Origin of the sequence: Halomonas sp. SS10-MC5, from assembly GCF_015992245.1 — a bacterium.
In the GTDB taxonomy this organism is placed as follows: Bacteria; Pseudomonadota; Gammaproteobacteria; order Pseudomonadales; family Halomonadaceae; genus Halomonas; species Halomonas sulfidoxydans.
In genome coordinates this window covers 1534881-1557174 of record NZ_CP065435.1, presented here as the reverse complement: position 1 = coordinate 1557174, position 22294 = coordinate 1534881, and the positions used below count along the sequence as shown (strand labels likewise).

The following is a 22294-nucleotide window of genomic DNA, read 5'->3' as shown; positions in this document are numbered from 1 at the left end:
CAGCCGACGATCAGGCGGAGATTTTCTCCAGCAGCACCCCGCATTCACAGTGGTGGGTCCAGGGAAACTGATCGAACAGCGCGAAACGGGTCATTCGATGGGTGCGGCTCAGCGCCTCCAGGTTGCGCTCCAACGTATCCGGATTGCATGAAATATAGACGATTCGCGAATATTCGCTCAGTTGGCGGCAGCTGGCCTCGTCGAGGCCGGCGCGCGGTGGGTCCACCAGCACGGTGGAGAAGTCGTATTCCGCCAGCGCCATTTCCGAGACCCGCCGGCCGCCCTTCTCGCCCTTGAGCGCGGCGCTGAACTCTTCCGCTGACATGCGCCCCACCACGGCATTGTCGATGCCGTTGGCCGCCAGGTTCTGCTGGGCACTGGCCACCGAGGTGCGCGAGATCTCGGTGGCCAGCACGCGGCGGAAGTTCTCGGCCAGCGCCACGGTGAAGTTGCCATTACCGCAGTAGAGCTCGACGAGGTCGCTCGCCTGGCTGCCCCGGGTCACGTCGCGCGCCCAGGCCAGCATGGCGCGGCTGATCTCGGCATTGGGCTGGGTAAAGCTGTTCTCCACCTGCTGGTAGTGCAGGGTGCGCCCCTCCACCTCCAGCCGCTCCCAGACGTGGTCGCGCGCGAGTACCAGGCGCTGCTTGCGCGAGCGGCCGATGACCTGGATGTCGAGCCGCCGCTGCAACCGCTTCGCCTCCTCTTCCCAGGCCGCATCCAGCGGGCGGTGATAGATCAGCGTGACCAGGGCCTCGCCGGAGAGGGTGGTCAGGAACTCGACCTGGAACAGCCGGCGGCGCAGCACGTCGCTTTCCAGCAGCGCCTCGCGCAGCCGCGGCATCAATTCGTTGATGCGGCGGCTGGCGACCGGGTAGTCGTCCAGCCGGATCACCCGCTTCTGCTTGGGGTCGTCGCGATCGACCTCGAACATGGCGTAGTAGAGGTCGTCGCCTTCGTGCCACAGGCGAAACTCGCAGCGCTGACGATAATGGCTCGGCGGTGAGGGAAACACCTCCAGCGCAGGCGGGGCGAAGCGCGCGAACTGGCGTTCGATGCGCTCGCGCTTGGCCTCGAGCTGCGCCTCGTAGCGGGCGGGATCGACAACGGGAATGGGCACGGCATCTCCTGTCGTGTGCAGAGCGTAGGGAAGGCAGTCAGCCGGCGATCAGCAGGCGCGGTTCGTCAAAATCGAAGTGGGCCAGTGCCCGGGCGAGTCGCGCATCGGGCGCCGTGGCCAGGCTCCGGTCGCGGCCGGTCACGGGGGCGGGGTCGCCGGCCACCTCGGCGGTGCGCCGCGCAATGGCCTCGCCGGAGTCGACCAGGCGCACCGGACGTAGCGACGCCGCGATCAACCTCTCGCCAAGCAGTGGGAAGTGGGTGCAGCCGAGCACCACCGTATCGAGATCGGCGGACTCCCACAGCGGCGCCGTGACGGCGTCGATGATGGCCTGATCCGGCTCGTCGCCGGCCAGCAGGCGCTCGGCCTCGCGCACCAGGGGGTCGGCCGCCACCCGCGTGACCCGACAGTCGCTGGCAAAGGCCTCGATCAGCCGGTCGGTATAGGGGCGCGCCACGGTGGCGCTGGTCGCCAGCAGGCCGATGTGGCGACTGGCACTCATGGCGGCGGCAGGCTTGATCGCCGGTACCGTTCCCACCACGGGCACCATGAGATGGGCACGCAGGGCATCCAGCGCCAGGGTGCTGGCGGTATTGCACGCCACCACCAGCACGCAGCAGCCACTTGCGGCAACAGCCGCCTCGCACACCGCCAGAATGCGCGCCACCAGCCAGTCGTCGGGGCGCGTACCGTAGGGCAGCATGGCATTGTCGCAGGCATACACCAAGGCAGCATCGGGCAGCCGATGCCGCAGCGAAGGGACGACCGACAGGCCGCCGACGCCGGAATCGAAAATCAGTATCGGGCCGGACATGGCGAAACGGAACTCATGGAAGTCGCTCGGCTGCTACCAGAAGAGGGCCTATTCTAGCAGCATGCCGAGCGAGCAGAAGCCTCCGATCGCCGGTTCATCGCGCTCCGGCCCCGTCAGGCGGCCGGCTCCTCGGTTTCACACAGCTCGGCGTAGAGCTCCGGATAGGCTTCCTGAAGCCGCTCCAGCTTGGCCGCCGCATCCTCCGGCAGCGCCTGGGCCAGCAGTTCCAGGTCCTGATCGTCGAAGTGATCGCGGATCAGGGGGAAGAGAAGCTCACGCTCGTCGCGTAGGTAGGCGCGATGCGCATCCAAGTAGGCCTTGAGGTCCTCGGCGAAGCGGTCCATCGGGACCACGGCGTCCATCAGGATCATGTCGATGTCGTTGGACAGCCGCATCAGGCGGGGCTTGAGCGCCTGATAGTCGCGCGACAGCCGCTCGGTGAGTTCCCGGCACTCCGGCACCAGGGTCCGCAGCCGCTCCGAGCAGATGCGCTCGAGGGGGATGGTGAACCCTTCCATGTAGTCGAGAATGTAGTCGACAACCTCACGAACCAGCTGAAAGTTGGGGCGTTCACCGGCCACCAAGGCCTTTTGCTTGAGCTGAAGAACGTGCAACATGCGCGCCATATTGGCATGATCCTGACGCAACTGGGTCAGCATGGGCATGTCGAGGCCTCCTCTAACGATGAGCGGGTATAGGAATTGGATTCACGGGAAGCAAGCAGGTTCAGTCTTGTCGCTATCGGGCTACGGCCTCGTCGCAATCAAGACACGGCACGAAATGGCAGGATGCAGTCTCAACCCTAGTCCCTTTGGCTGGATCTCGCACATCGCCCAAGGTCGTATTGCAACCCACTGAGTTAGTGCTAGCCGTCTGACCGACCTCGCACGGCAGCAGGAGGAGAAACACCATGGATCTTTTCGGCCAGGCGACCGACGATTCCGCACCGCTGGCCTTTCGCATGCGGCCCCGGCGCTTCGACGACTACGTGGGCCAGCAGGCGCTGGTCGGGCCGGGCAGGCCGCTGCGGCGCATGGCCGAGAGCGGCAGCGTGCGCTCGATGATCCTGTGGGGGCCACCCGGCACCGGCAAGACCACCCTGGCCGAACTCCTCGCCGAGCACTCCGGCGCGCACCTGGAGCGGCTCTCCGCGGTGATGGCCGGCGTCAAGGAGATTCGCGCCGCCGTGGAACGGGCCAGGGTCATGCAGGCCCAGGGCCGCCCCTCCCTGCTGTTCCTCGACGAGATCCACCGCCTCAACAAGAGCCAGCAGGATGCCCTGCTGCCCCACGTTGAGTCGGGCCTCTTGACGCTGATCGGCGCCACCACCGAGAACCCCTCTTTCGAGGTCAACTCGGCGCTGCTCTCGCGCGCTCGCGTCCATGTGCTCACCTCGCTCGACGAGAGCGAGCTCGTCGAGGTGATGCGGCGCGCCCTGCGCGACGAGGAGCGCGGGCTGGGCCGGCGCCGCATCGCGGTCGATGACGAAGTGCTGGCCATCCTGGCCCGTGCCGCCGCCGGCGACGCACGCCGTGCGCTGGGCATGCTCGAGACCGCCTGCGATTTCACCGTGCCCGAGGGCGAAGGCGAACGACTGCCGCGCGAAGCGCTGGACGCCGCGCTCGGCCACCAGGCCAGCGCTTTCGACAAGCAGGGCGACCATTACTACGACCTGCTCTCGGCGATCCACAAGTCGGTGCGCTCATCGCGCCAGGATGCCGCCCTGCTCTACATCGCCCGCTTCATCCAGGGCGGCGGCGACCCGCTCGACGTGATTCGACGACTGGCGGCGATCGCCTCGGAGGACGTCGGCAACGCCGACCCGCGTGCGCTGCCGCTGGTCATGGCGGCGTGGGACGCCTACCTGCGCCTGGGCGACTACGAGGGCCAGCGCGCCATCGTCCACGCCGCCATCCACCTCGCCATCGCGCCCAAGAGCAACGCCATCGACCAGGCCTGGAAGCGCGCCAAGGCGTTCGTTGCCGCCCAACCGCGTCTGGAGGTGCCCATCTACCTGCGCAACGCCCCGACCAGACTGATGGAATCCCTCGGCCACGGCCACGGCTATCGCTACGCCCACAACGAGCCGGAGGGCTACCCGGCGGGCAGCGCCCACGACTGCTGGCCGGAAGGCCTGTCCCACGAGGCGTTCTACCAGCCCAGCGAGCACGGCCAGGAGAAGCGCTACGCCCAGCTGATGGCCTGGCGCGCCGAGCTGGACGCCCGGGCCGACCGCAGCGGGGACGAGTAGAAACGCCAGCGCCGCCTCGAGGGCGGCGCTGGCGGGCTGACGGCGGGACTCAGTGCGTGTCGCGGATCACGTCGGCGCCGTCGGGGATCTCGAACGCGAAGCGGCCGTCGTCGATGTCCTGGTTGGTCCGCACGTCGCTGAACTCGATAACGGTCTCCTGGCCGGTGCTGTCGATCATCTGCAGCGCGGCCAGTCGCTCGTCATTGAAGGTCATCTGCAGCTCCTCGAACAGGGTGTCGGCCGATTTCGGCACCAGACGGAAGGTCTCGCTGCCGCCCTGCTGCTGACGCGACACCTCATAGCTCTCGGTCAGCTCGCGGGCGCTGCCGGAGAGCAGCAGCGCCGGGGTATGGGTGACCCGCTGGTCCAGCGCCTGCACGGTGACCTGCTCCAGGTCGGGGTCGTAGAGATAGACCTCGCTGCCATCCGAGACCACTTCCTGCTGGTAGGGCGCGTCGACCTCCCAGCGGAACTTGCCGGGACGCGACAGCCACATGTGGCCGTTGGCCTGCTGCAGCCGCTCGCCGCTGCCGTCGAGAATCAGCTGCTCGAAACTCGCCTCATAGGTCTGCAGCGGCTCCAGCATGCGGGTCAGGCGTTCGGCACCTTCACTGGCCAGGACGACTGCCGGGGCGGCAAGGGTCAGGGCCAGTGCAGCTAGGGTCTTCTTCATCATCGATTCTCTCTCCCTGGGCAGGTCCACGTGGATCCTGTCTCTCGGACCCGCTGCGCGCCGGCGGGTTGCATGCCCGCCGACGCTTTCATGATTGATGCAAGGTTGGGTTGCCACCTGGCGCCGGAATCAGTTGCCTACCGGCGGTGGCGCCAGCACCTCGCGCCCGCCGTTGGAGCCCATCGAGGAGACCACGCCGGCCGCCTCCATGGCCTCGACCAGGCGCGCGGCGCGGTTGTAGCCGATCTTGAAGCGGCGCTGTACCGCCGAGATGGAGGCGCGCCGGCTCTCGGTGACGAACTGCACCGCCTCGTCGTAGAGGGCGTCCTGTTCGGCGTCGCCGCCGCCCTCGCCGCCCTCGGCCTCGAGCCCTGCCAACGCCTCGGCCGAGACGCCGCCGGAGAGGATTTCCTCGATGTACTCCGGCTCGCCGCGACGCTTCCAGTCCTCGACCACCCGGTGCACCTCGTCGTCGTCGACGAAGGCGCCGTGCACGCGGGTCGGCAGCCCGGCGCCGGCCGGCAGGTAGAGCATGTCGCCATGGCCCAGCAGGTTCTCGGCGCCACCCTGGTCGAGGATGGTCCGCGAATCGACCTTCGACGACACCTGGAATGCCATGCGGGTAGGGATGTTGGCCTTGATCAGGCCGGTCACCACATCCACCGAGGGACGCTGGGTCGCCAGGATCAGGTGGATACCGGCCGCCCGCGCCTTCTGCGCCAGGCGCGCGATGAGCTCCTCGACCTTCTTGCCGACGATCATGAACATGTCGGCGAATTCGTCGATCACCACCACGATGTAGGGCAGCTTCTCGAGCACCGGGGGCGATTCGTGCATCTCCCACGGCTGCGGCTCCCACAGCGGGTCGGCCACCTGGGCGCCGGCGCGCTCGGCCTCGTCGAGCTTGCCGTTGAAGCCGGCGATGTTGCGCACGCCCATCGCGGCCATCAGCTTGTAGCGCCGCTCCATCTCGGCCACGCACCAGCGCAGCGCGTTGGCCGCCTCCTTCATGTCGGTGACCACCGGCGCCAGCAGGTGCGGGATGCCGTCGTAGACCGACAGCTCCAGCATCTTGGGGTCGACCATGATCAGGCGCAGCTCCTCGGGCGTGGCCTTGAGCAGCATCGAGATCAGCATCGCGTTGACCCCCACCGACTTGCCCGAGCCGGTGGTGCCGGCCACCAGCAGGTGAGGCATCTTGCCCAGGTTGGCCACCACCGGGCCGCCGCCGATGTCCTGACCCAGCGCCAGGGTCAGCGCCGAGGCCTCCTGCTGGTAGCGGTCGGAGTCGATCACCTCGCGCAGGCGAATCATCGCCCGGTGCGGGTTGGGTATCTCGATGCCCACCGTCGGCCGCCCGGGGATCACCTCCACCACGCGCACGCTCTTGACCATCAGCGAACGGGCCAGGTCCTTGGCCAGGTTGCTGATCTTCGACACCTTCACGCCGGCGGCGGGCTTGATCTCGAAGCGCGTGATCACCGGCCCCGGCCAGGTGTGCACCACCTCGGCCTTGACGCCGTACTCGCGCAGGCGGGTCTCGAGCAACTCGGCCATGTCGGCCAGCTGCTGCTCGGTGTAGTTCTGGTGGTGCGGCTCAGCCGGCGTCAGCAGGCGCAGGCTCGGCAGCTCGCCGTCCGGCTCCGGCATGTCGTCGAGCACGGGACGCTGGCTCTGCAGGTGCTCCACCGTCCACAGCGTTGGGCCGTCGGGCTCCTCGGCCGCCTCACGCGCCTGTTCCGCCGTCGCCACGCGGCCCTCATGCGCCTCCTCCTGGGCGTGCGGTGCCGATTCACGCCACGTCCGCAGCCCCTCGGCCTGATCGGCGTAGCGACTCGGCGTCTCCTCCTGCTCGTCGTACCGCGCCGCCGGCGAGGCGCGTTCGTCATCGGCGTCGTCCCGCTCATCGTCCGCGAGGCCGATGTCGTTCCAGCTCAGGCGCGGTTCGTGCGCATCGACCGGCTCCTCCGGCTGCAGGTCGCCCAGCGCCGGTTCGCGCCGTGGCGAGTCGTGCCGCTCACCCGCCTTGGCCCTGTCATCCGCCTGGGGTGTCGCCGACGCGTCGGCATCCTCCCGGCGGGCGCCGTCTGTCGGCTCGGCAGAGGCAGTCTCGTCACTCTTCGTGGCGCGCAGCGGCATGGCAGCGGCCGGGAGGGGCTCTTCGTCGCGGCTGGCCTTGAGCACCGTAGTGGTCATCGGCGCCTCCGCGGCGCGTGCGCCACCGAAGCCCGGCACCGGCGGAGCCTCCGCGGCAGCGGCCGACCGCGCCGCCGTAGCCGCCTCGCCCTGCCGCGCGCTATAGGCGGCTTCCGGGCGCTTGGCCGAAGGTGTGCGCTCGGGCACGTCCCAGGGGATGTCGGTATCGCCGTCGTCGCCGAAGGAGGACGCCAGGCCCGGTTCGCGCTGCCCTGCCTGCCCCGTGGGCGTCAGCGGCTCGCGGCGACGCCAGAAGCGCCAGCGGCGGCGAGGCGACTCGGGCCGCGCTTCCGGCTCGGGCTCCTCCTCCGCCTGGCTGTCATCCTCGTCCCAGTCCGGCTCGTGCCGGTCACGGGAGAGACCGAAGGGCGTGGACGCCCAGCGCCACAGGCGCAAGAAGCGGTGGCCAAGCTCATCCATCACCGTCAGCCAGGAGACGCCGCTGAAGAGAGGGAAACCGCACAGCATCGCCGCCACTGCCAGCAGGCCGGTACCGCCCGAGTCGACCAGCGGCACCAGCGCCCCGACCAGCCCCTCGCCGAGGATGCCCCCCGAAGCATAGGGCAGCACGCTGTCAGGGCTGTAGAAGTGCAGTGCCCCCAGCGTCGTCGTCCCCAGCAGCAGCAGCACCAGGCCGCCCAGACGCACGGCCACGGCGGTCGCGTCCCATTCGAGCTGCACCCTGCGCGTACGGATCAGCCGCCAGCCGGCGAAGCCCAGCATACCGGGCCACCACAGGGCGCTGGCCCCGAACAGCGAATAGAGCACGTCGGCCAGCCAGGCGCCGAAGGGCCCCATCCAGTTGGCGACGACGGTTTCCGGCCCACGGCGGGACCAGCCGGGATCCGCCGGCTGGTAGCTGAACAGCGCCAGCAGCAGGAACACGCAGGCCGCCAGCAGGATGATGGTCGCCCCTTCCCGGGCCACGCCGTGCAGGTGGAGCGACAGGCGCGTGGTCGGCTGCTGGGAGTCCTCCTCCGCTGCGTGCCGCGGCACGCCCTTTTCCTTTACACTCAACTCGCCAACCCCCTCGCACCGTAGCGGGACGGTGCCTTTCCAACTCACATGAAGCAGAATGAATTCAGCCGCCATCATACCGGGACTCCCGCCCCCGGCACAGTGGCCATGACCGCTGCTTGAGCCAAATCGGCTCCGGCGGCAGACTAGGGAAACCAATGCCGACGAGGAGCGCCACCGCATGCTGTCCTGGCTTCCCGAGCGCCCTGTGCGTTTTCCTCCCGTCTCGCGCGCCCTGCGCGACCCGGAGGGGCTGCTGGCAGCGGGTGGCGAGCTGACCCCGGAGTGGTTGCTGGCGGCCTATCGACGCGGCATCTTTCCCTGGTACAGCGACGACCAGCCGATCCTCTGGTGGTGCCCGAACCCGCGCATGGTGCTCTTTCCCGACGAACTGCACGTGTCCCGCAGCCTGGCCAAGCGCCTGCGCAACGGCCGCTTCACGGTGACCTTCAACCGGGAGTTCAGCCGCGTGGTCGAGGCCTGTGCGGCTCCGCGCCAGGGCCAGCCCGGCACCTGGATCACCGCGGAGATGCATGCCGCCTACGTGACGCTGCACCGGCTCGGCTATGCGCGCTCGGTGGAAGCGTGGCAGCAGAGCGAACTGGTCGGCGGGCTCTATGGCGTGGCCATGGGTCCGGTGTTCTTCGGCGAATCGATGTTCTCGCGCGCGAGCGATGCCTCGAAGGTGGCCATGGTTCACCTGGTGCGCGCCATGCGCGCCGGTGGTGGGCGATTGATCGACTGCCAGATGCGCACCCATCACCTGGCCCGCCTGGGCGCGCGGGACATCGCCCGCACCGAGTTCATCAACTATCTTGAATCATGCCTGGCGACGCCGGGAGCCACGGACGGCCAGCATCCACTGCCCTGCTGGGCACTGCCCGATGACCCACCCTGCGTCGAGACCTTGACCGCTCTCACTTAGGAGGCGAATCACGTGAGCAGCAATACGCCTCGCCATCCGATCAGGGACCTTCGCTTCTTCCTGACGGTACCCCACGCCTGCAGCTACCTCGAGGGGCACGAAGCCACGACCCTGTTTCTCGATCCCCAGGAGTCCCACGGTCTGGGCATCTACGATTCGCTTGCCCTGCTGGGGTTTCGGCGCAGCGGCCACCACCTCTATCGGCCCCACTGCGAAGGCTGCAACGCCTGCGTATCGGTGCGCATACCGGTCGACGACTTCCAGCCCAGCCGCAGCCAGCGACGGGTGGCCAGGCGCAACGCCGACCTGCGCCTGATCGAACGGCCGGCGCTGTTCGACCCCGAGCACTATGCGCTCTACGAGCGCTACATCGAGACGCGCCACTGGGACGGCGACATGTACCCGCCGAGCCGCGAGCAGTACCGCACCTTCCTGACCCTGGACGAGCCCTATTCGCGGCTGCTCGAGTTCCGCCTCGGGGAGCGACTGCTCGCCATCTCCGCCTTCGACCGCCTGGAACACGGCCTCTCCGCCATCTATACGTTCTTCGATCCGGCAGCCGAATGGGAGCGCCGCTCGCTGGGTACCTTCGCTGTGCTGAGCCTGGTCAACGAGGCCTACCGCGAGGGGCTACCCCACGTCTACCTGGGGTACTGGATTCGTGAATGCCGCAAGATGGCCTACAAGGAGACCTACCGCCCCCTGGAAGTGCTGGAGGGGCGCCACTGGCGGCGCCTGCTGCCTACCGCGGCATCGACGTGATTCGGCCCGCTTTGCCTTGACGCCCGGCTTGCGGCACAATATCGCGCTATCCTTGGCACGGATGCGACGTTAAAGCGCGTCCGCTGTCGTGCTGCACACAAGCCGATGCTTCGATCAGGCACGGCACACCAACGTCATCAGCGAGGAACTGCCTATATGGCACGTGAAGACCATATCGAGATGGAAGGCGTCGTCGTCGACACCCTTCCCAACACCACCTTTCGCGTCGAGCTGGAGAACGGCCACGTCGTGACTGCCCACATCTCGGGCAAGATGCGCAAGAACTACATCCGCATTCTCACCGGCGACAAGGTCAAGGTCGAACTGACCCCTTACGACCTGACCAAGGGCCGCATCGTCTACCGCTCGCGCTGATTGCACGGCAGGGTTCACGGCGACCCGCCTGTCCCGCACGACACGACAACGCCCCGTCCGAAGACAGGGCGCTGTGCGAAGGTCGCGCAACGGCAACGACCGGCGAGGTCAAGGAGCGTCGGCCAATTCCGACTCCGTGGACAGGTGCAACTCGCCATCCTCCACCGTGACGTGCACCACCCCACCGTGTTCGGACAGCTCGCCGAACAGGATCAGCTCCGCCAGGGGCTTCTTGAGCTTCTCTTGGATCAACCTCGCCATGGGCCTTGCGCCCATGCTGGGGTCGTAGCCCTTCTCGGCCAGCAAGTCGCGCGCCGCCATGTCCACGTCCAGCTGAACCCGCTTCTCGTCGAGCTGCGCCTGCAGCTCCACCAGGAACTTGTCGACCACGCTGCGCACCACCGAGGTCGGCAGGGAGTGGAACTGGATGATGCCGTCCAGGCGGTTGCGGAACTCCGGTGAGAAGGTCTTGCGAATGACCTCCATGGCATCGGTCGAGTGGTCCTGGTGCTGGAAGCCGATGGAGCGACGCGCCTGCTGCTCGGCACCGGCATTCGAGGTCATGATCACGATCACGTGACGGAAGTCCGCCTCGCGGCCGTTGTTGTCGGTCAGGCGGCCATGGTCCATCACCTGCAGCAGCAGGTTGAAGACCTCGGGATGCGCCTTCTCGATCTCGTCCAGCAGCAGCACGCAGTGCGGCTGCTTGGTGATCGCCTCGGTCAGCAGCCCGCCCTGGTCGTAGCCGACGTAGCCCGGCGGTGCACCGATCAGCCGCGACACGGTGTGGCGCTCCATGTACTCCGACATGTCGAAGCGCACCAGCTCGATGCCCATGATCCGCGCCAACTGGCGCGCCACCTCGGTCTTGCCCACCCCGGTGGGGCCGGCGAAGAGGAAGCTGCCCACCGGCTTGTCGGGAGACTTGAGCCCGGCACGCGACAGCTTGATGGCGGCGGAGAGGCTGTCGATCGCCTCGTCCTGGCCGAACACCAGCATCTTGAGGTCGCGATCGAGGTTCTCGAGCAGCTTGCGGTCGGAGCTGGAGACGCTCTTCGGCGGAATCCGCGCGATGGAGGCCACCACCGCCTCGACCTGGTCGACGTCGATGGTGTCGACCCGCACCTCCGGCGGCAGCAGCCGCTGGTGGGCGCCGGCCTCGTCGATCACGTCGATGGCCTTGTCGGGCAGGTGGCGATCGTTGATGTAGCGGTCCGCCAGGCGTGCCGCGCTCTCCAGCGCCGCATCGGTATACTTGAGCCGATGGTGCTCCTCGAAGCGCGAGCGCAGCCCCTTGAGGATACGGATGGTGTCGTCCACCGAGGGTGCCATGACGTCGACCTTCTGGAAGCGGCGCGCCAGTGCCCGATCCTTCTCGAAGATCCCGCGGAACTCCTGGAAGGTAGTGGAGCCGATGCAGCGCAGCTCACCCGAGGAGAGCAGCGGCTTGAGCAGGTTGGAGGCATCCATTACGCCGCCCGAGGCCGCCCCGGCGCCAATCACCGTATGGATCTCGTCGATGAACAGGATCGCATTGGGCTGCTTCTTGAGCTCCGCCAGCAGACTCTTCAGGCGCTTCTCGAAGTCGCCACGGTACTTGGTGCCGGCCAGCAGCGCACCCATGTCGAGGGAGTAGACCACGGCGTCGCCGATCACCTCGGGGACGTCCTCCTCGACGATGCGCTTGGCCAGACCCTCGGCGATGGCGGTCTTGCCCACGCCGGCCTCACCGACCAGCAGCGGGTTGTTCTTGCGCCGCCGGGCGAGGATCTGGATCACCCGCTCGAGCTCGTGCTCGCGGCCGATCAGCGGATCGATCTTGCCCATCCGTGCCTGTTCGTTGAGGTTGGTGGCATAACCGGTCAGCGGGTTGGCGCTGGTCTCGCCACCCCCCTCCTCGGCCTCCTCGGCGTCGCTGGGCGACGACGAAGGGTTCTGACCGTGGCCGGCCACCTTGGAAATGCCATGGGCGATGTAGTTCACCGCATCGACCCGGGCCACGTTCTGCTGCTTCAGGAAGTAGACCGCCTGGCTCTCCTGCTCGGAGAAGATGGCGACCAGCACGTTGGCTCCGGTGACCTCGCTCTTGCCGGAGGACTGCACGTGGAACACGGCACGCTGCAGCACGCGTTGGAAGCCCAGCGTCGGCTGGGTCTCACGGTCGCTCTGGTCCTCGGGGATCAGAGGGGTGGTGGAATTGATGAAATCCTGCAGATCGGACCGCAACTTGTCGAGGTTGGCCCCACAGGCTCTCAGCACGTCTGCCGCTGATGCGTTGTCGAGCAGTGCCAGCAGCAGGTGCTCCACGGTCATGAACTCGTGGCGCTTGGAGCGAGCCACGGTAAACGCCGTGTTCAGGGTCAGTTCAAGTTCTTTGCTCAGCATGGCAGTCCCCTTCTCGCCGCTTAGGGCTTGCATCGGATCTTTCGTGGTCCGGCACCTTCAACATCGGGCACAAACGCCGCCGTTGCAAGTCTCTTCACTCAACGACTGCCATTCCCACCCCGTCTCGAGCAGACCGGGAGTCAGTCCGCCGCCTCGATGTCGCTAAGCAGCGGATGCTGACACTCTCTTGCATATTGATTGACCTGGTGGCTTTTGGTTTCCGCGATGTCGCGGGTAAAGATCCCGCAGGTGGCCTTGCCCTGGGTGTGCACCGTGAGCATCACCTGCACGGCAGTCTCGCTGTCCATGTGGAAGAAGCTCTGCAGCACCTCCACCACGAACTCCATGGGGGTGTAGTCGTCGTTGTGCAGGATCACCTTGTACATCGGTGGGCGGGCCACCTCGGGATCGGCCGGCTGGACCGCCAGGTCGCCTTCGTCTTCCTGTTCGGGGCGCACAGGCCGCGTCATGCCTGCCGCGACACCGACCGATGCCCATACGTTCAGGTCTTCTGTCTTGAACATAAAAGCCACACACCATCTCGGCAAGCCGGCCATCTCGAGTCTCAGGTTAGACGACGAGAGGCCGACAGGGTTCAGGTTGATACGCAAAAGGCCCCCGTCCGCCTGGCGGACGGGGGCCCCGATGGGTCCGGCGGGCCGCTTACATGTTGTCGGCGACGGCCTGGCCGAACTCGGAGCACTTGAGCAGCTTGGCATCGTCCATCAGGCGATGGAAGTCATAGGTGACCTCGCCCTTGGAAATAGCCTTCTCCATGCCCTTGAGCACCAGGTCGGCTGCCTCGACCCAGCCCATGTGGCGCAGCATCATCTCGGCAGAGAGGATCAGCGAGCCGGGGTTGACCTTGTCCTGGCCGGCATACTTCGGCGCGGTGCCGTGGGTGGCCTCGAACATGGCCACGGCGTCGGCCAGGTTGGCGCCCGGCGCGATGCCGATGCCGCCCACTTCGGCCGCCAGGGCGTCGGAGAGGTAGTCACCGTTGAGGTTCAGCGTGGCGATGACGTCGTACTCGGCCGGGCGCAGCAGGATCTGCTGCAGCATGGCGTCGGCGATGACGTCCTTGACCACGATGGTCTTGCCGCTCTTGGGGTTCTTGAACTGCATCCACGGGCCGCCGTCGAGCAGCTCGGCACCGAACTCCTCCTTGGCGAGCTCGTAGCCCCAGTCCTTGAAGGAACCCTCGGTGAACTTCATGATGTTGCCCTTGTGCACCAGGGTCACCGACTCGCGGTCGTTGTCCACGGCGTACTGCAGGGCCTGGCGCACCAGGCGCTTGGTGCCCTCGACGGAGACCGGCTTGACGCCGATGCCGCAGTTCTCGGGGAAGCGGATGTTGGTGACACCCATCTCCTCGCGCAGGAACTTGATCACCTTGTCGGCTTCGGCAGTACCGGCCTTCCACTCGATGCCGGCGTAGATGTCCTCGGAGTTCTCGCGGAAGATCACCATGTCGACGTCGGCGGGCTTCTTCACCGGGCTCGGCACGCCCTCGAACCAGCGCACCGGGCGCAGGCAGGTGTAGAGGTCGAGCTTTTGGCGCAGGGCCACGTTCAGGGAGCGAATGCCACCGCCCACGGGGGTCGTCAGCGGGCCCTTGATGGAGACCACGTAGTCCTTGACGGCCTCAAGGGTCTCTTCGGGCAGCCAGGTGTCGGGGTCGTAGACCTGGGTGGCCTTCTCGCCGGCGTAGACTTCCATCCAGTGGATCTTGCGCTCGCCGTTGTAGGCCTTCTGCACGGCGGCATCGATGGCGATCTTCATGGCCGGCGTCACGTCGACGCCGATACCGTCACCCTCGATGAACGGGATGATCGGATTGTTCGGCACGTTCAGGGTGTTGTCGGCGTTGACGGTAATCTTCTCGCCGCCTTCTGGGACGACAATTTTCTGGAACCCCATTGAGAACTCCCCTGTCTGGTCTGTTCAGTGGAGCGCGGAGTATAGCATTGCCCCTGTCTCTCGGAGTAGGCTTGCCTCCTTAATTTGTCGACAATCTATGGTAGCAAGACCTTCGTCGAATGAGCGCCATCTATCTATTGCACAAGCCCTATCGCATGCTCTCCCAGTTCACCGACCGGCGCGACGCGGACGAAACGCCGCGCGCCACACTGGCGGACGTCATCGACGTGCCCGGCATCTACGCGGCCGGACGGCTGGACTATGATTCAGAAGGACTGCTGCTGTTGACCGACGACGGCGCGCTGATCCAGCGCATCAGCGACCCTCGCCACAAGCAGCCCAAGACCTATCGCGTGCAGGTGGAGGGTGACCCCGATGAGACGGCGCTGGCCGCCCTGCGCCAGGGCGTCGAGCTGAGGGATGGCATGACCCGGCCGGCCAAGGTGCGGCGCCTGGAAGCTAGCGGACTGCCGCAGCGCACGCCGCCGGTGGACCCCAAGCGGCACCCAGTCACGACCTGGCTGGAACTGACCATCAGCGAGGGTCGCAATCGTCAGGTCCGGCGCATGACGGCCCATGTCGGCCACCCCACCCTGCGCCTGGTACGCGTGGCCATCGGCCCCTGGCGCCTGGACGGGCTGGCCCCGGGAGAGTGGCGCAGGGAGACCCTGCATGCCCCGCGCAACACGCCAAGGCGCTCGCCGCGCCGTCAAGGAGGTCCTCGATGAGCCGCTGGCACCCGCACGTTACCGTGGCCACCGTCGTAGAGCGCGCCGGCCGCTTCCTGATGGTGGAAGAGGCCCCACGCGGCAGCCAGACCACCCTCTTCAACCAGCCCGCCGGCCACCTGGAGCCCGGCGAGCGGATCCAGGAGGCGGCGCTGCGCGAGCTGCGCGAGGAGACCGCCTGGCAGGTCGGCATCACCGACTACCTGGGCCTTTACGTCTATCGGACGCCCAACGGCGAGACCTTCCATAGCCACGGGTTCTTCGGCATGGCCCTGGCCCACCTGGGCAACCCGCTCGACCCCGCCATCCTCGCCGTGCACTGGCTGACCCTCGAGGAGGTCGAGGAATTGGAGCGCGAAGGGCGACTGCGCAGCCCGCTGGTGCTTCGCCGCGTGCGCGATGCCTTGGCCAGCCGGTTCTATCCCATGGATGTGCTGCACGAGCGCTAATCCCGTATCAGCAGGCGGTAGAGCGCGGGGATCACCAGCAGCGTCAACAGCGTGGAGGCGACCAGGCCGGAGATGATCGCCCAGGCCATCGGCGGCCACAGCGTCGACTGGGTCAGGGTCAGCGGCACCAGGCCGGCCACGGTGGTGGCGGTGGTCAGCAGCACCGGTCGCGTGCGCCGGGCCACCGCCGAGACCACCGCTTCCTTCACGTCGAGCCCCTGCTTGCGGTTGGCGTTCATCAGGTCGATCAACACGATGGCGTTATTGACCACGATGCCGACCAGCGCCACCACGCCCAGGATCGCGGTGAAACCGAACGGCTGGCCGGTCAACCATAGCCCCGGCACCACGCCGATAATCGACAGCGGCACGGTGGTCAACACGATCGCCAGCTGACGGAAGGAGTTGAACTGCGCCAGCAGGAAGATCACCAGCAACAGCCCGCCGAACGGCAGGGTCTGGAACAGCGCCGTGTTGGCGTCACCGGCCGACTCGGCCGCCCCGCCCACGGCATAGCTGACGCCGGCGGGCAGTTCGAGCGCCTCCAGGCGCGGCAGGACCTCGCCGAGGACACCATCGTAGGTCCAGCCATCGGCCACCTCGGCCAACACCACCGTCATGCGACGCAGCCCGCGATGCTGGATCACCGCCGGGCGCCAGGTCAGCGCCAGGGAGGCGATCTCGCCGAGCGGCACCGGGCTTCCATCGGCGGCGGCGAGGCGCAGCCCCTCCAGCCCGTCGGTGGAGAAACGCTCCCCCTCGGGCGAGCGCACCAGCAGCGGCGCAGGGTCACGCCCGGCGCGCCAGATGCTGACCTCGACCCCGCGGCTGGCACCGGCCAGGGCGGTGGCCACGTCACGCCGCGAGAGCCCGTACTCGGCGGCGCGGGCATCGTCGGTCTCGACCCGCAGCGTGGCCAGCCCTTCACCCAGGCGGTGACGCGCATCGCGCGCGCCCTCGGCCTCGCGCACCACGCTGAGGATGCGCGCGGCGGCTTCGGCCAGGGCCGCTCGATCCTCGCCGAACACGCGAATCTCCACCGGGGCTTCCAAGGGCGGCCCCTGGCCCAGGCGCCGCGCCACCACCTCGGCTTCCGGCAGCCGCTCCGGCGCCACGGCCCGCACCCAGGCCATCAGCCCGGCCAGATCGTCGGCATCGTCGGCCTCCACCACCAGCCGCGCCAGGTGCGGCTGGCGCGGCTGCTCGACCAGGTTGTAGTAGAAGCGCGGGCCGCTGAAGCCGACGAAGCGATGCACCGCCTGCACCGCCGGTCGCTCGGCCAAGGCCGTGGCCAGCACCTCGGCCTGGTGCGCGGTGGTGTCGAGGTGGGTGCCCTCGGGGAAGTTGAGGTCGACGACCAACTGGTTGCGATCGGTATCGGGGAAGAAGTCCTGGTCGAGCAGCGGCATCATCGCCAGCGCGCCGACCAGCAGCCCCCCGGCCCCCGCCAATACCCAGGCCGGCCAGCGCACGGCGATCCGCCCCAGGCGCCCCCCCGCTGCCTGCAGCCGCTCGCGCCGCGCGCCCAGCCGCGGCTTGAGGATGCCCGCGGCGAACACCGGGGTGACGAACACGGCATACACGTAGCTCACCGCCAGGGTCAGCATCACCATGATCGGAATGGCGCGGGTGAAGTCGGCGGTATTGCCGCTGGAGAGCAACAGCGGGACGAAGGCGGCCAGGGTGGTCCCCGTGGCCGCCAGCAGCGGCGTGGTCAGTTCGCGTACCGAGCGGGTCACGGCCTGGGCCGCCGAGCGGCCCTGGTCGCGGTGCCACTGGATGTTCTCGACCATGACGATGGCGTTGTCCACCAGCATGCCCAGCGCGATCACCATGCCGGCCACGGCAATCTGGTGCAGCACACCGCCGCCCATGGCGTAGAGCGCCAGCGAGGAGAAGGTCACCAGCGGCACGACCACCATCACGGCCAGCCCCAGGCGCAGCCCCATGGCCAGGAACAGCAGCACGCCGAGAATGCCGATGCCCAGCAGCAGCGAGACGCCGAGCTCCGCCAGCCGTCGCTCGACCCAGCGCGGCTGGTAGAAGGTCTCCTCGATCGCCAGGGGCGCGTAGGCCGGGCGCAGCTCCTCCACCAGCGCGCGCAGCCGCTCGCCGAAGCGCGCGGCGTTGACCCGCTCGTTGGCGAGTACCAGCCCCAGCGCCACCGCCGGGCGGCCATCGTGCCACAGCCGCTCGGTGGCGGGCTCCTGGGGAGCGAGATGGACGTCGGCCAGCTCGCCGAGCGGCACCTGGTCGCCGCGCCGGGTGCGTATCGGCGTATCGGCCAGCTCCTCCAGCGAACCGAACTCGGTGCGCGGATCGAGCACCAGCGCCCGCCCACCGAGCGACAGGCTGCCACCGGGTGAGGTCAGGTTGCGCGCGGCGAGCTGGTCGCCCAGGGCACGGGCGTCGAGCCCGGTCAGCTCGGCCAGGGTATCGTCCCAGCCGATCACCACCTGCTGGCCCGGGTCGGCCAGCACGTCGATACGGGCAATCTCCTTGAGCCGGAACAGGTCGCGGCGCAGCCGCTTGGCCGCCTCGCGCAGTTCGAGGAGATCGTCGGAGCCGGTCACTGCGAGCACGATGCCATGGGCATCGGAGTCGCGGTCGCTGATCTCGGCCTCGCCCACGCCGTCGGGAAACTCACGGCTGGCCCGGTCGACGGCGATACGCACTCGCTCCCAGGCGGCGTCGGTATCGTAGACGTGCTCGTGCATCTCGATGGTGACGTGGGCCACGCCGAGGCGGGAGGTCCCGATGATGTCGTTGACCTCCTCGATCTGCGCCAGCTCCTCCTCCAGCGGGTTGAGCACCAGCCGCTCGACCTGCTCCGGCTCCGCCCCGGGATAGGGCACCAGTACCTGGCCGAAGCGATAGGGAAAGAAGGGGTCCTCCTGGCGATCCATCGCCACCCAGGCCGCCAGGCCGAGCAGGGCCAGCAGCAGCGTGATGCTGAGAATGAGCCGCTTGTAGCGCAGCGAGGCGAGCAGCCAGCTCATGGCAGCACCCTGACCTGCGCGGACTCTTCCAGGCGCCCCTGACCGGCCGTCACCACCCTGTCGCCCGGTGCCAGCCCCTCGGCGCTCACCGACACCCAGCCGTCGGCCAGACGTCCCGGCGTCACGGCGACATGACGCACCGACTCGTCTGCGTCCAGCATCAGGACGTGCGGCGCATGGCCGCCCGGATCGACCACCGCCGCCAGCGGCACCTGCATGAGCGGGTCGGCGGCGAGCACCAGCTGTACGTGCAGCGATTCCCCCAGCGCCGGGGTCGGCTCGGATTCGATGGTGACGATGATCGGTGCCATGCTGTCATCCGCGCGGCCGACGTGGGCGACCCGCCCCGCCAGGCGCTGCGCCCCGGACCGCGAGGTCAGCGCTGCTTCCTGCCCCGTCTCCAGGCGCGCGGCCAGGCGACCCGGCACGCGAAGCTCGACCTCTCGCCCGTCGAGCCCGGCCAGCTTCAGCACGGGCTGCCCGGCCGCGACGAAGTCACCGGGCTCGACCTCGAGATCGGTCACCTCGGCCGCGAAGGGCGCGCGCAGGGTCAGCTCGTCGAGCTGCGCCCGGGCCTCATCGCGTTGCGCCACGGCCCGCTCGCGCGCCTGGGCGGTGGCCTCGCGCTCCGCACGCAGGCGGTCCAGCTCCTCCTCGGTGCTCAGGTTACGCTCGCGCAGCGTGCGTGCGCGCTCCACGTCGCGCCCCAGGCGGCTCAGGCTGGCATCGAGTTCACGCACCCGCGCCTCGGCGGCCGCCAGCGCCGGCGCCATGGCCGGGTTGTGCAGGGTGGCCAGCGGCTCGCCCTTCTCGACTCGCTGCCCTCGTGTCACGAGCCTCTCCTGCAGCACGCCGCCGTGCAGGAAGGCGGGTGCCGCGCGAGCGCTGGCCCGTACCGTCCCGGGAAAGCGATGTCTCACCTCGTCCTGGGACAGGCGCACCGCTTCGACGCGCACGCCGGGTAGCGGCACCTCGTCCCGCTCGATCTGGGCCGGCGCCGCATCGCAGCCCGCCAGCAGTGCCGCGGCCAGCGCCAGCGAGGCCGCCACTCCCCCTTTCACCCTCCGCATCATCATGCTCCTCCACACACCGGCCCCATGAACTGGTCGGCCGGTCAGTTATGAGCCCAAAAAAACGCTCAGCCCCGGGGTAGCACCCCCTCCATGAAGATCTTCAGGAAATCTTCCAGGAACGCTTCGTCGCTGCCCATGCCCGGCCAGTGCTCGTGATGGCACTTGGCCTCGAACCACTGGGTGCAGGTCATCACGAACACGGCGATGACATGGGTAGGATTGAGGTCCTGGCGCAGCAGCCCGCGCCGCTGGGCCTGGCGCACCCATTCTGCCCCCGCCCCGACGAGCTGGTTGTCGAGCTCGCCGCAGTGGCTGTCCCCCTCCAGGTGGGTCCAGGCGAACAGCCGCACCACGCCGGGGTTTTCGCGCAGGAAATGGAAGTAGGCTTCCACCGAGCTGCGCAGCAGCTCGGCATCCGGCTCGCCGGCCTCCTCGAGCATCGCCATCTGGGCGGTGAAGTAGCGTTCGAAGGCACGGTTCTTGACCGCCTCCCACAGCTGCTCCTTGTTGCCGAAGTGATGATGGATCAGGCTCTTGGTGACCTCGGCCGAACGCGCCAGCGCACTAAGCTTGACGGCGGAGAAGCCCTGTTCGACGAACAGGGCTTCGGCCGCGTCGAGGATGCGCGCGCGGGTCAGTTCCGGGTCTCGGGTCTGGGCTCTCTGGTTCATCTCGCAACGATAGTCTTGATTGGCCGGCCGGTCAATTACAGAATCCCTCTTTGCGCAGCCTCTCGGCAGATGAGCCATGCGACAACATGAGGTATAATCCCCGCCCATTTGCGAACCACTCAATCCCGAGAGCGTCCATGACCGCCACCTCAGGCAAGGTGATCGTCGGCATGTCCGGCGGCGTCGACTCCTCCGTTTCCGCCCTGCTGCTGCTCGAGCAGGGCTATCGGGTCGAAGGCCTGTTCATGAAGAACTGGGACGAGGACGACGGCACCGAGTACTGCACCGCCAAGGCCGACCTGGCGGATGCCCAGGCCGTGTGCGAGAAGCTCGGCATCAAGCTGCACAGCGCCAACTTCGCCGCCGAGTACTGGGACAACGTGTTCGAGCACTTCCTGGCCGAGTACCAGGCCGGACGCACGCCGAACCCCGACATCCTGTGCAACCGCGAGATCAAGTTCAAGGTGTTCCTCGAGTACGCCGAGATGCTCGGTGCCGAGAAGATCGCCACCGGCCACTACGTGCGCGGCGGCGTGCGCGACGGCCGCCCGCGCCTGCTCAAGGGGCTCGACGCCAACAAGGACCAGAGCTACTTCCTGCACGCCGTGCCGGAGGCCGCCATCGCCCGCACGCTGTTCCCGGTGGGCGAACTGGCGAAGCCCGAGGTGCGCGCCATCGCCGAGCGTCACGGCCTGGCCACCGCACGCAAGAAAGATTCCACCGGCATCTGCTTCATCGGCGAGCGACGCTTCCGCGACTTCCTGCAGCAGTACCTGCCGGCCCAGCCGGGGGTGATCGAAACGCCCGAAGGTGAGGCCATCGGCGAGCACATGGGGCTGATGTACTACACCCTGGGGCAGCGCCAGGGGCTCGGCATCGGCGGGTTGGCCAACCATCCCGAGGCGCCGTGGTACGTGGCGGGCAAGGACCTCGAGCGCAACGTGCTGATCGCCGTGCAGGGCAAGCATCACCCGCTGCTCTACACCGACTCGCTGGCCACCGAGGCGATGGACTGGGTGGCCGGCGAGCCGCCCGCCGCCGAGGGCCGCTATACCGCCAAGACCCGCTACCGCCAGGGCGACGTGCCCTGTCATATGCGCACGCGCGCGGATGGCGGCGTCGAGGTTCGCTTCATTGACCCTCAGCGCGCCGTCACGCCCGGCCAGTCGCTGGTGCTCTATGACGGCGAGATCTGCCTCGGCGGCGGCGTGATCCGCGAGACCTGGAACGCCACGGAGGCCGGCGCATGAACACCACCCCCATCCATCGCGCCCCCGACTCCGCCACGGCGCGTCAGGCCCTGGCGTTGGCCGGCGTGTTCCAGGCCGCCAGCCTGGTCGACGAACTGGCCCGCACCGGCCAGGTCGACACCCGCCCCTGGGAGACCCTGATTCGCGCCACCCTGGATACCGATCCCGAAAGCTTCGAGGCGATCTACGGCGGCCACCCCAACAACCTGCGCCGCGGCCTCGAGGTGCTCGAGGCCGTGGTGGGGCGCACGCAGGCCAACCCGGTGGTGCTGCGCTACGGTTTCTCGCTGCTGCTGCTGATGAACAAGCTGCGTAGCGACAGTGACATGATGAGCACGCTCGGTCGCCACTTGAGTCGCATCCAGGGCCAGGCCGAGCATTTCGGCGCCACCCACGAGAACGTCATTGCCAGCCTCGGCGAGGCCTACCAGGAGACGCTCTCGACCCTGAAGACGCGCATCGTGGTGCAGGGCGACCCCTCGATGCTGCAGAGCCGCATGATGCCCGAACGGGTGCGTGCCATCCTGCTCGGCGGCATCCGTTTCGCCCTGCTCTGGCACCAGCAGGGCGGCCGGCGCTGGAAGCTGGTGTTCCAGCGCAGCGCCCTCAGGAAGGCCCTGGACCAGCTGGGCTGATGCCTGCTTTTCCCTTTCACTCCTACACGCACCGGACAACGATCATGCAAG

19 protein-coding genes are annotated in these 22294 nt (G+C 68.0%); 8 read left to right on the top strand and 11 right to left on the bottom strand.

Annotated features, from left to right (window positions below):
- Positions 1-10 precede the first annotated feature (10 nt).
- The 3 genes from trmA to I4484_RS07375 form a co-directional block, all read right to left on the bottom strand.
- Positions 11-1120, bottom strand: coding sequence for a tRNA (uridine(54)-C5)-methyltransferase TrmA (trmA, locus tag I4484_RS07385; protein ID WP_197450322.1), 1110 nt, complete (start codon positions 1118-1120; stop codon positions 11-13).
- A 37-nt stretch (positions 1121-1157) separates the two neighbouring features.
- The gene (gene murI / locus I4484_RS07380) at positions 1158-1934 is read right to left on the bottom strand and encodes a glutamate racemase (RefSeq protein ID WP_197450321.1); all 777 of its coding nucleotides are present in this window, start codon (positions 1932-1934) and stop codon (positions 1158-1160) included.
- Between the two features lie 113 nt (positions 1935-2047).
- Positions 2048-2593, bottom strand: coding sequence for a hemerythrin domain-containing protein (locus tag I4484_RS07375; RefSeq protein ID WP_197450960.1), 546 nt, complete (start codon positions 2591-2593; stop codon positions 2048-2050).
- 251 nt (positions 2594-2844) lie between these two features.
- Here I4484_RS07375 and I4484_RS07370 point away from each other — a divergent pair, with 251 nt between their 5' ends.
- Positions 2845-4185 carry a replication-associated recombination protein A gene (locus tag I4484_RS07370; RefSeq protein WP_197450320.1) on the top strand — a complete coding sequence of 447 codons (1341 nt, stop codon included), beginning with the start codon at positions 2845-2847 and terminating at the stop codon, positions 4183-4185.
- Between the two features lie 49 nt (positions 4186-4234).
- Here the strand turns inward: I4484_RS07370 and lolA are convergent, their stop codons facing one another.
- Positions 4235-4858 (bottom strand): outer membrane lipoprotein chaperone LolA, encoded by a 624-nt coding sequence (lolA, locus tag I4484_RS07365; protein ID WP_197450959.1) that lies wholly within the window; start codon positions 4856-4858, stop codon positions 4235-4237.
- A gap of 129 nt (positions 4859-4987) precedes the next feature.
- Positions 4988-7990 carry a DNA translocase FtsK gene (locus I4484_RS07360; RefSeq protein WP_234283550.1) on the bottom strand — a complete coding sequence of 1001 codons (3003 nt, stop codon included), beginning with the start codon at positions 7988-7990 and terminating at the stop codon, positions 4988-4990.
- A 262-nt stretch (positions 7991-8252) separates the two neighbouring features.
- On the opposite strand from I4484_RS07360, the gene aat reads away from it, so the two are divergent.
- From aat to infA, 3 genes are all read left to right on the top strand, one after another.
- Positions 8253-8996, top strand: a complete 744-nt coding sequence (gene aat / locus I4484_RS07355) for a leucyl/phenylalanyl-tRNA--protein transferase (RefSeq protein ID WP_197450319.1) — start codon at positions 8253-8255, stop codon at positions 8994-8996.
- A 12-nt stretch (positions 8997-9008) separates the two neighbouring features.
- The gene (locus I4484_RS07350) at positions 9009-9758 is read left to right on the top strand and encodes an arginyltransferase (protein WP_197450318.1); all 750 of its coding nucleotides are present in this window, start codon (positions 9009-9011) and stop codon (positions 9756-9758) included.
- Between the two features lie 156 nt (positions 9759-9914).
- Positions 9915-10133, top strand: coding sequence for a translation initiation factor IF-1 (infA, locus tag I4484_RS07345; RefSeq protein WP_010627817.1), 219 nt, complete (start codon positions 9915-9917; stop codon positions 10131-10133).
- 108 nt (positions 10134-10241) lie between these two features.
- Here the strand turns inward: infA and clpA are convergent, their stop codons facing one another.
- From clpA to icd, 3 genes are all read right to left on the bottom strand, one after another.
- Entirely contained in the window at positions 10242-12518 is a 2277-nt protein-coding gene (clpA, locus tag I4484_RS07340; RefSeq protein WP_197450317.1) for an ATP-dependent Clp protease ATP-binding subunit ClpA, read from the bottom strand.
- 140 nt (positions 12519-12658) lie between these two features.
- On the bottom strand, positions 12659-13042 hold the full coding sequence (clpS, locus tag I4484_RS07335) for an ATP-dependent Clp protease adapter ClpS (RefSeq protein WP_197450316.1): 384 nt from the start codon (positions 13040-13042) through the stop codon (positions 12659-12661).
- A gap of 139 nt (positions 13043-13181) precedes the next feature.
- Entirely contained in the window at positions 13182-14438 is a 1257-nt protein-coding gene (gene icd, locus I4484_RS07330; protein WP_197450315.1) for an NADP-dependent isocitrate dehydrogenase, read from the bottom strand.
- 119 nt (positions 14439-14557) lie between these two features.
- Between icd and I4484_RS07325 the strand changes: the two genes are divergently transcribed.
- Positions 14558-15166, top strand: a complete 609-nt coding sequence (locus I4484_RS07325) for a pseudouridine synthase (RefSeq protein WP_197450314.1) — start codon at positions 14558-14560, stop codon at positions 15164-15166.
- Positions 15163-15615, top strand: a complete 453-nt coding sequence (locus tag I4484_RS07320; RefSeq protein ID WP_197450313.1) for an NUDIX domain-containing protein — start codon at positions 15163-15165, stop codon at positions 15613-15615. Before I4484_RS07325 ends, I4484_RS07320 begins: the two co-directional genes overlap by 4 nt.
- On the opposite strand, the gene I4484_RS07315 is transcribed toward I4484_RS07320, so the two are convergent.
- The 3 genes from I4484_RS07315 to I4484_RS07305 all read right to left on the bottom strand — a co-directional run bounded on the left by I4484_RS07315 (position 15612) and on the right by I4484_RS07305 (position 20358).
- Positions 15612-18614, bottom strand: a complete 3003-nt coding sequence (locus I4484_RS07315) for an efflux RND transporter permease subunit (RefSeq protein ID WP_197450312.1) — start codon at positions 18612-18614, stop codon at positions 15612-15614. The two genes, I4484_RS07320 and I4484_RS07315, sit on opposite strands and share 4 nt — an antisense overlap.
- Complete coding sequence (locus I4484_RS07310; protein ID WP_197450311.1) at positions 18611-19684, bottom strand: efflux RND transporter periplasmic adaptor subunit; 1074 nt, start codon at positions 19682-19684, stop codon at positions 18611-18613. Before I4484_RS07310 ends, I4484_RS07315 begins: the two co-directional genes overlap by 4 nt.
- A gap of 68 nt (positions 19685-19752) precedes the next feature.
- The gene (locus I4484_RS07305; RefSeq protein WP_197450310.1) at positions 19753-20358 is read right to left on the bottom strand and encodes a TetR/AcrR family transcriptional regulator; all 606 of its coding nucleotides are present in this window, start codon (positions 20356-20358) and stop codon (positions 19753-19755) included.
- 137 nt (positions 20359-20495) lie between these two features.
- Between I4484_RS07305 and mnmA the strand changes: the two genes are divergently transcribed.
- Complete coding sequence (gene mnmA, locus I4484_RS07300) at positions 20496-21608, top strand: tRNA 2-thiouridine(34) synthase MnmA (protein ID WP_197450309.1); 1113 nt, start codon at positions 20496-20498, stop codon at positions 21606-21608.
- Positions 21605-22243 carry a high frequency lysogenization protein HflD gene (gene hflD, locus I4484_RS07295; RefSeq protein WP_197450308.1) on the top strand — a complete coding sequence of 213 codons (639 nt, stop codon included), beginning with the start codon at positions 21605-21607 and terminating at the stop codon, positions 22241-22243. The genes mnmA and hflD overlap by 4 nt, the downstream gene beginning before the upstream one ends.
- Positions 22244-22294 lie beyond the last annotated feature (51 nt).

What these genes read in the sequence shown, in the direction of transcription:
- lolA (WP_197450959.1), bottom strand. Translation starts at nt 4,858, where the DNA reads ATGAAGAAGACCCTAGCTGCACTGGCCCTGACCCTTGCCGCCCCGGCA.
- I4484_RS07375 (WP_197450960.1), bottom strand. Translation starts at nt 2,593, where the DNA reads ATGCTGACCCAGTTGCGTCAGGATCATGCCAATATGGCGCGCATGTTG.
- I4484_RS07315 (WP_197450312.1), bottom strand. Translation starts at nt 18,614, where the DNA reads ATGAGCTGGCTGCTCGCCTCGCTGCGCTACAAGCGGCTCATTCTCAGC.
- mnmA (WP_197450309.1), top strand. Translation starts at nt 20,496, where the DNA reads ATGACCGCCACCTCAGGCAAGGTGATCGTCGGCATGTCCGGCGGCGTC.
- I4484_RS07310 (WP_197450311.1), bottom strand. Translation starts at nt 19,684, where the DNA reads ATGCGGAGGGTGAAAGGGGGAGTGGCGGCCTCGCTGGCGCTGGCCGCG.
- clpA (WP_197450317.1), bottom strand. Translation starts at nt 12,518, where the DNA reads ATGCTGAGCAAAGAACTTGAACTGACCCTGAACACGGCGTTTACCGTG.
- clpS (WP_197450316.1), bottom strand. Translation starts at nt 13,042, where the DNA reads ATGTTCAAGACAGAAGACCTGAACGTATGGGCATCGGTCGGTGTCGCG.
- murI (WP_197450321.1), bottom strand. Translation starts at nt 1,934, where the DNA reads ATGTCCGGCCCGATACTGATTTTCGATTCCGGCGTCGGCGGCCTGTCG.
- aat (WP_197450319.1), top strand. Translation starts at nt 8,253, where the DNA reads ATGCTGTCCTGGCTTCCCGAGCGCCCTGTGCGTTTTCCTCCCGTCTCG.
- hflD (WP_197450308.1), top strand. Translation starts at nt 21,605, where the DNA reads ATGAACACCACCCCCATCCATCGCGCCCCCGACTCCGCCACGGCGCGT.
- icd (WP_197450315.1), bottom strand. Translation starts at nt 14,438, where the DNA reads ATGGGGTTCCAGAAAATTGTCGTCCCAGAAGGCGGCGAGAAGATTACC.
- I4484_RS07305 (WP_197450310.1), bottom strand. Translation starts at nt 20,358, where the DNA reads ATGAACCAGAGAGCCCAGACCCGAGACCCGGAACTGACCCGCGCGCGC.
- infA (WP_010627817.1), top strand. Translation starts at nt 9,915, where the DNA reads ATGGCACGTGAAGACCATATCGAGATGGAAGGCGTCGTCGTCGACACC.
- I4484_RS07325 (WP_197450314.1), top strand. Translation starts at nt 14,558, where the DNA reads ATGAGCGCCATCTATCTATTGCACAAGCCCTATCGCATGCTCTCCCAG.
- I4484_RS07370 (WP_197450320.1), top strand. Translation starts at nt 2,845, where the DNA reads ATGGATCTTTTCGGCCAGGCGACCGACGATTCCGCACCGCTGGCCTTT.
- I4484_RS07320 (WP_197450313.1), top strand. Translation starts at nt 15,163, where the DNA reads ATGAGCCGCTGGCACCCGCACGTTACCGTGGCCACCGTCGTAGAGCGC.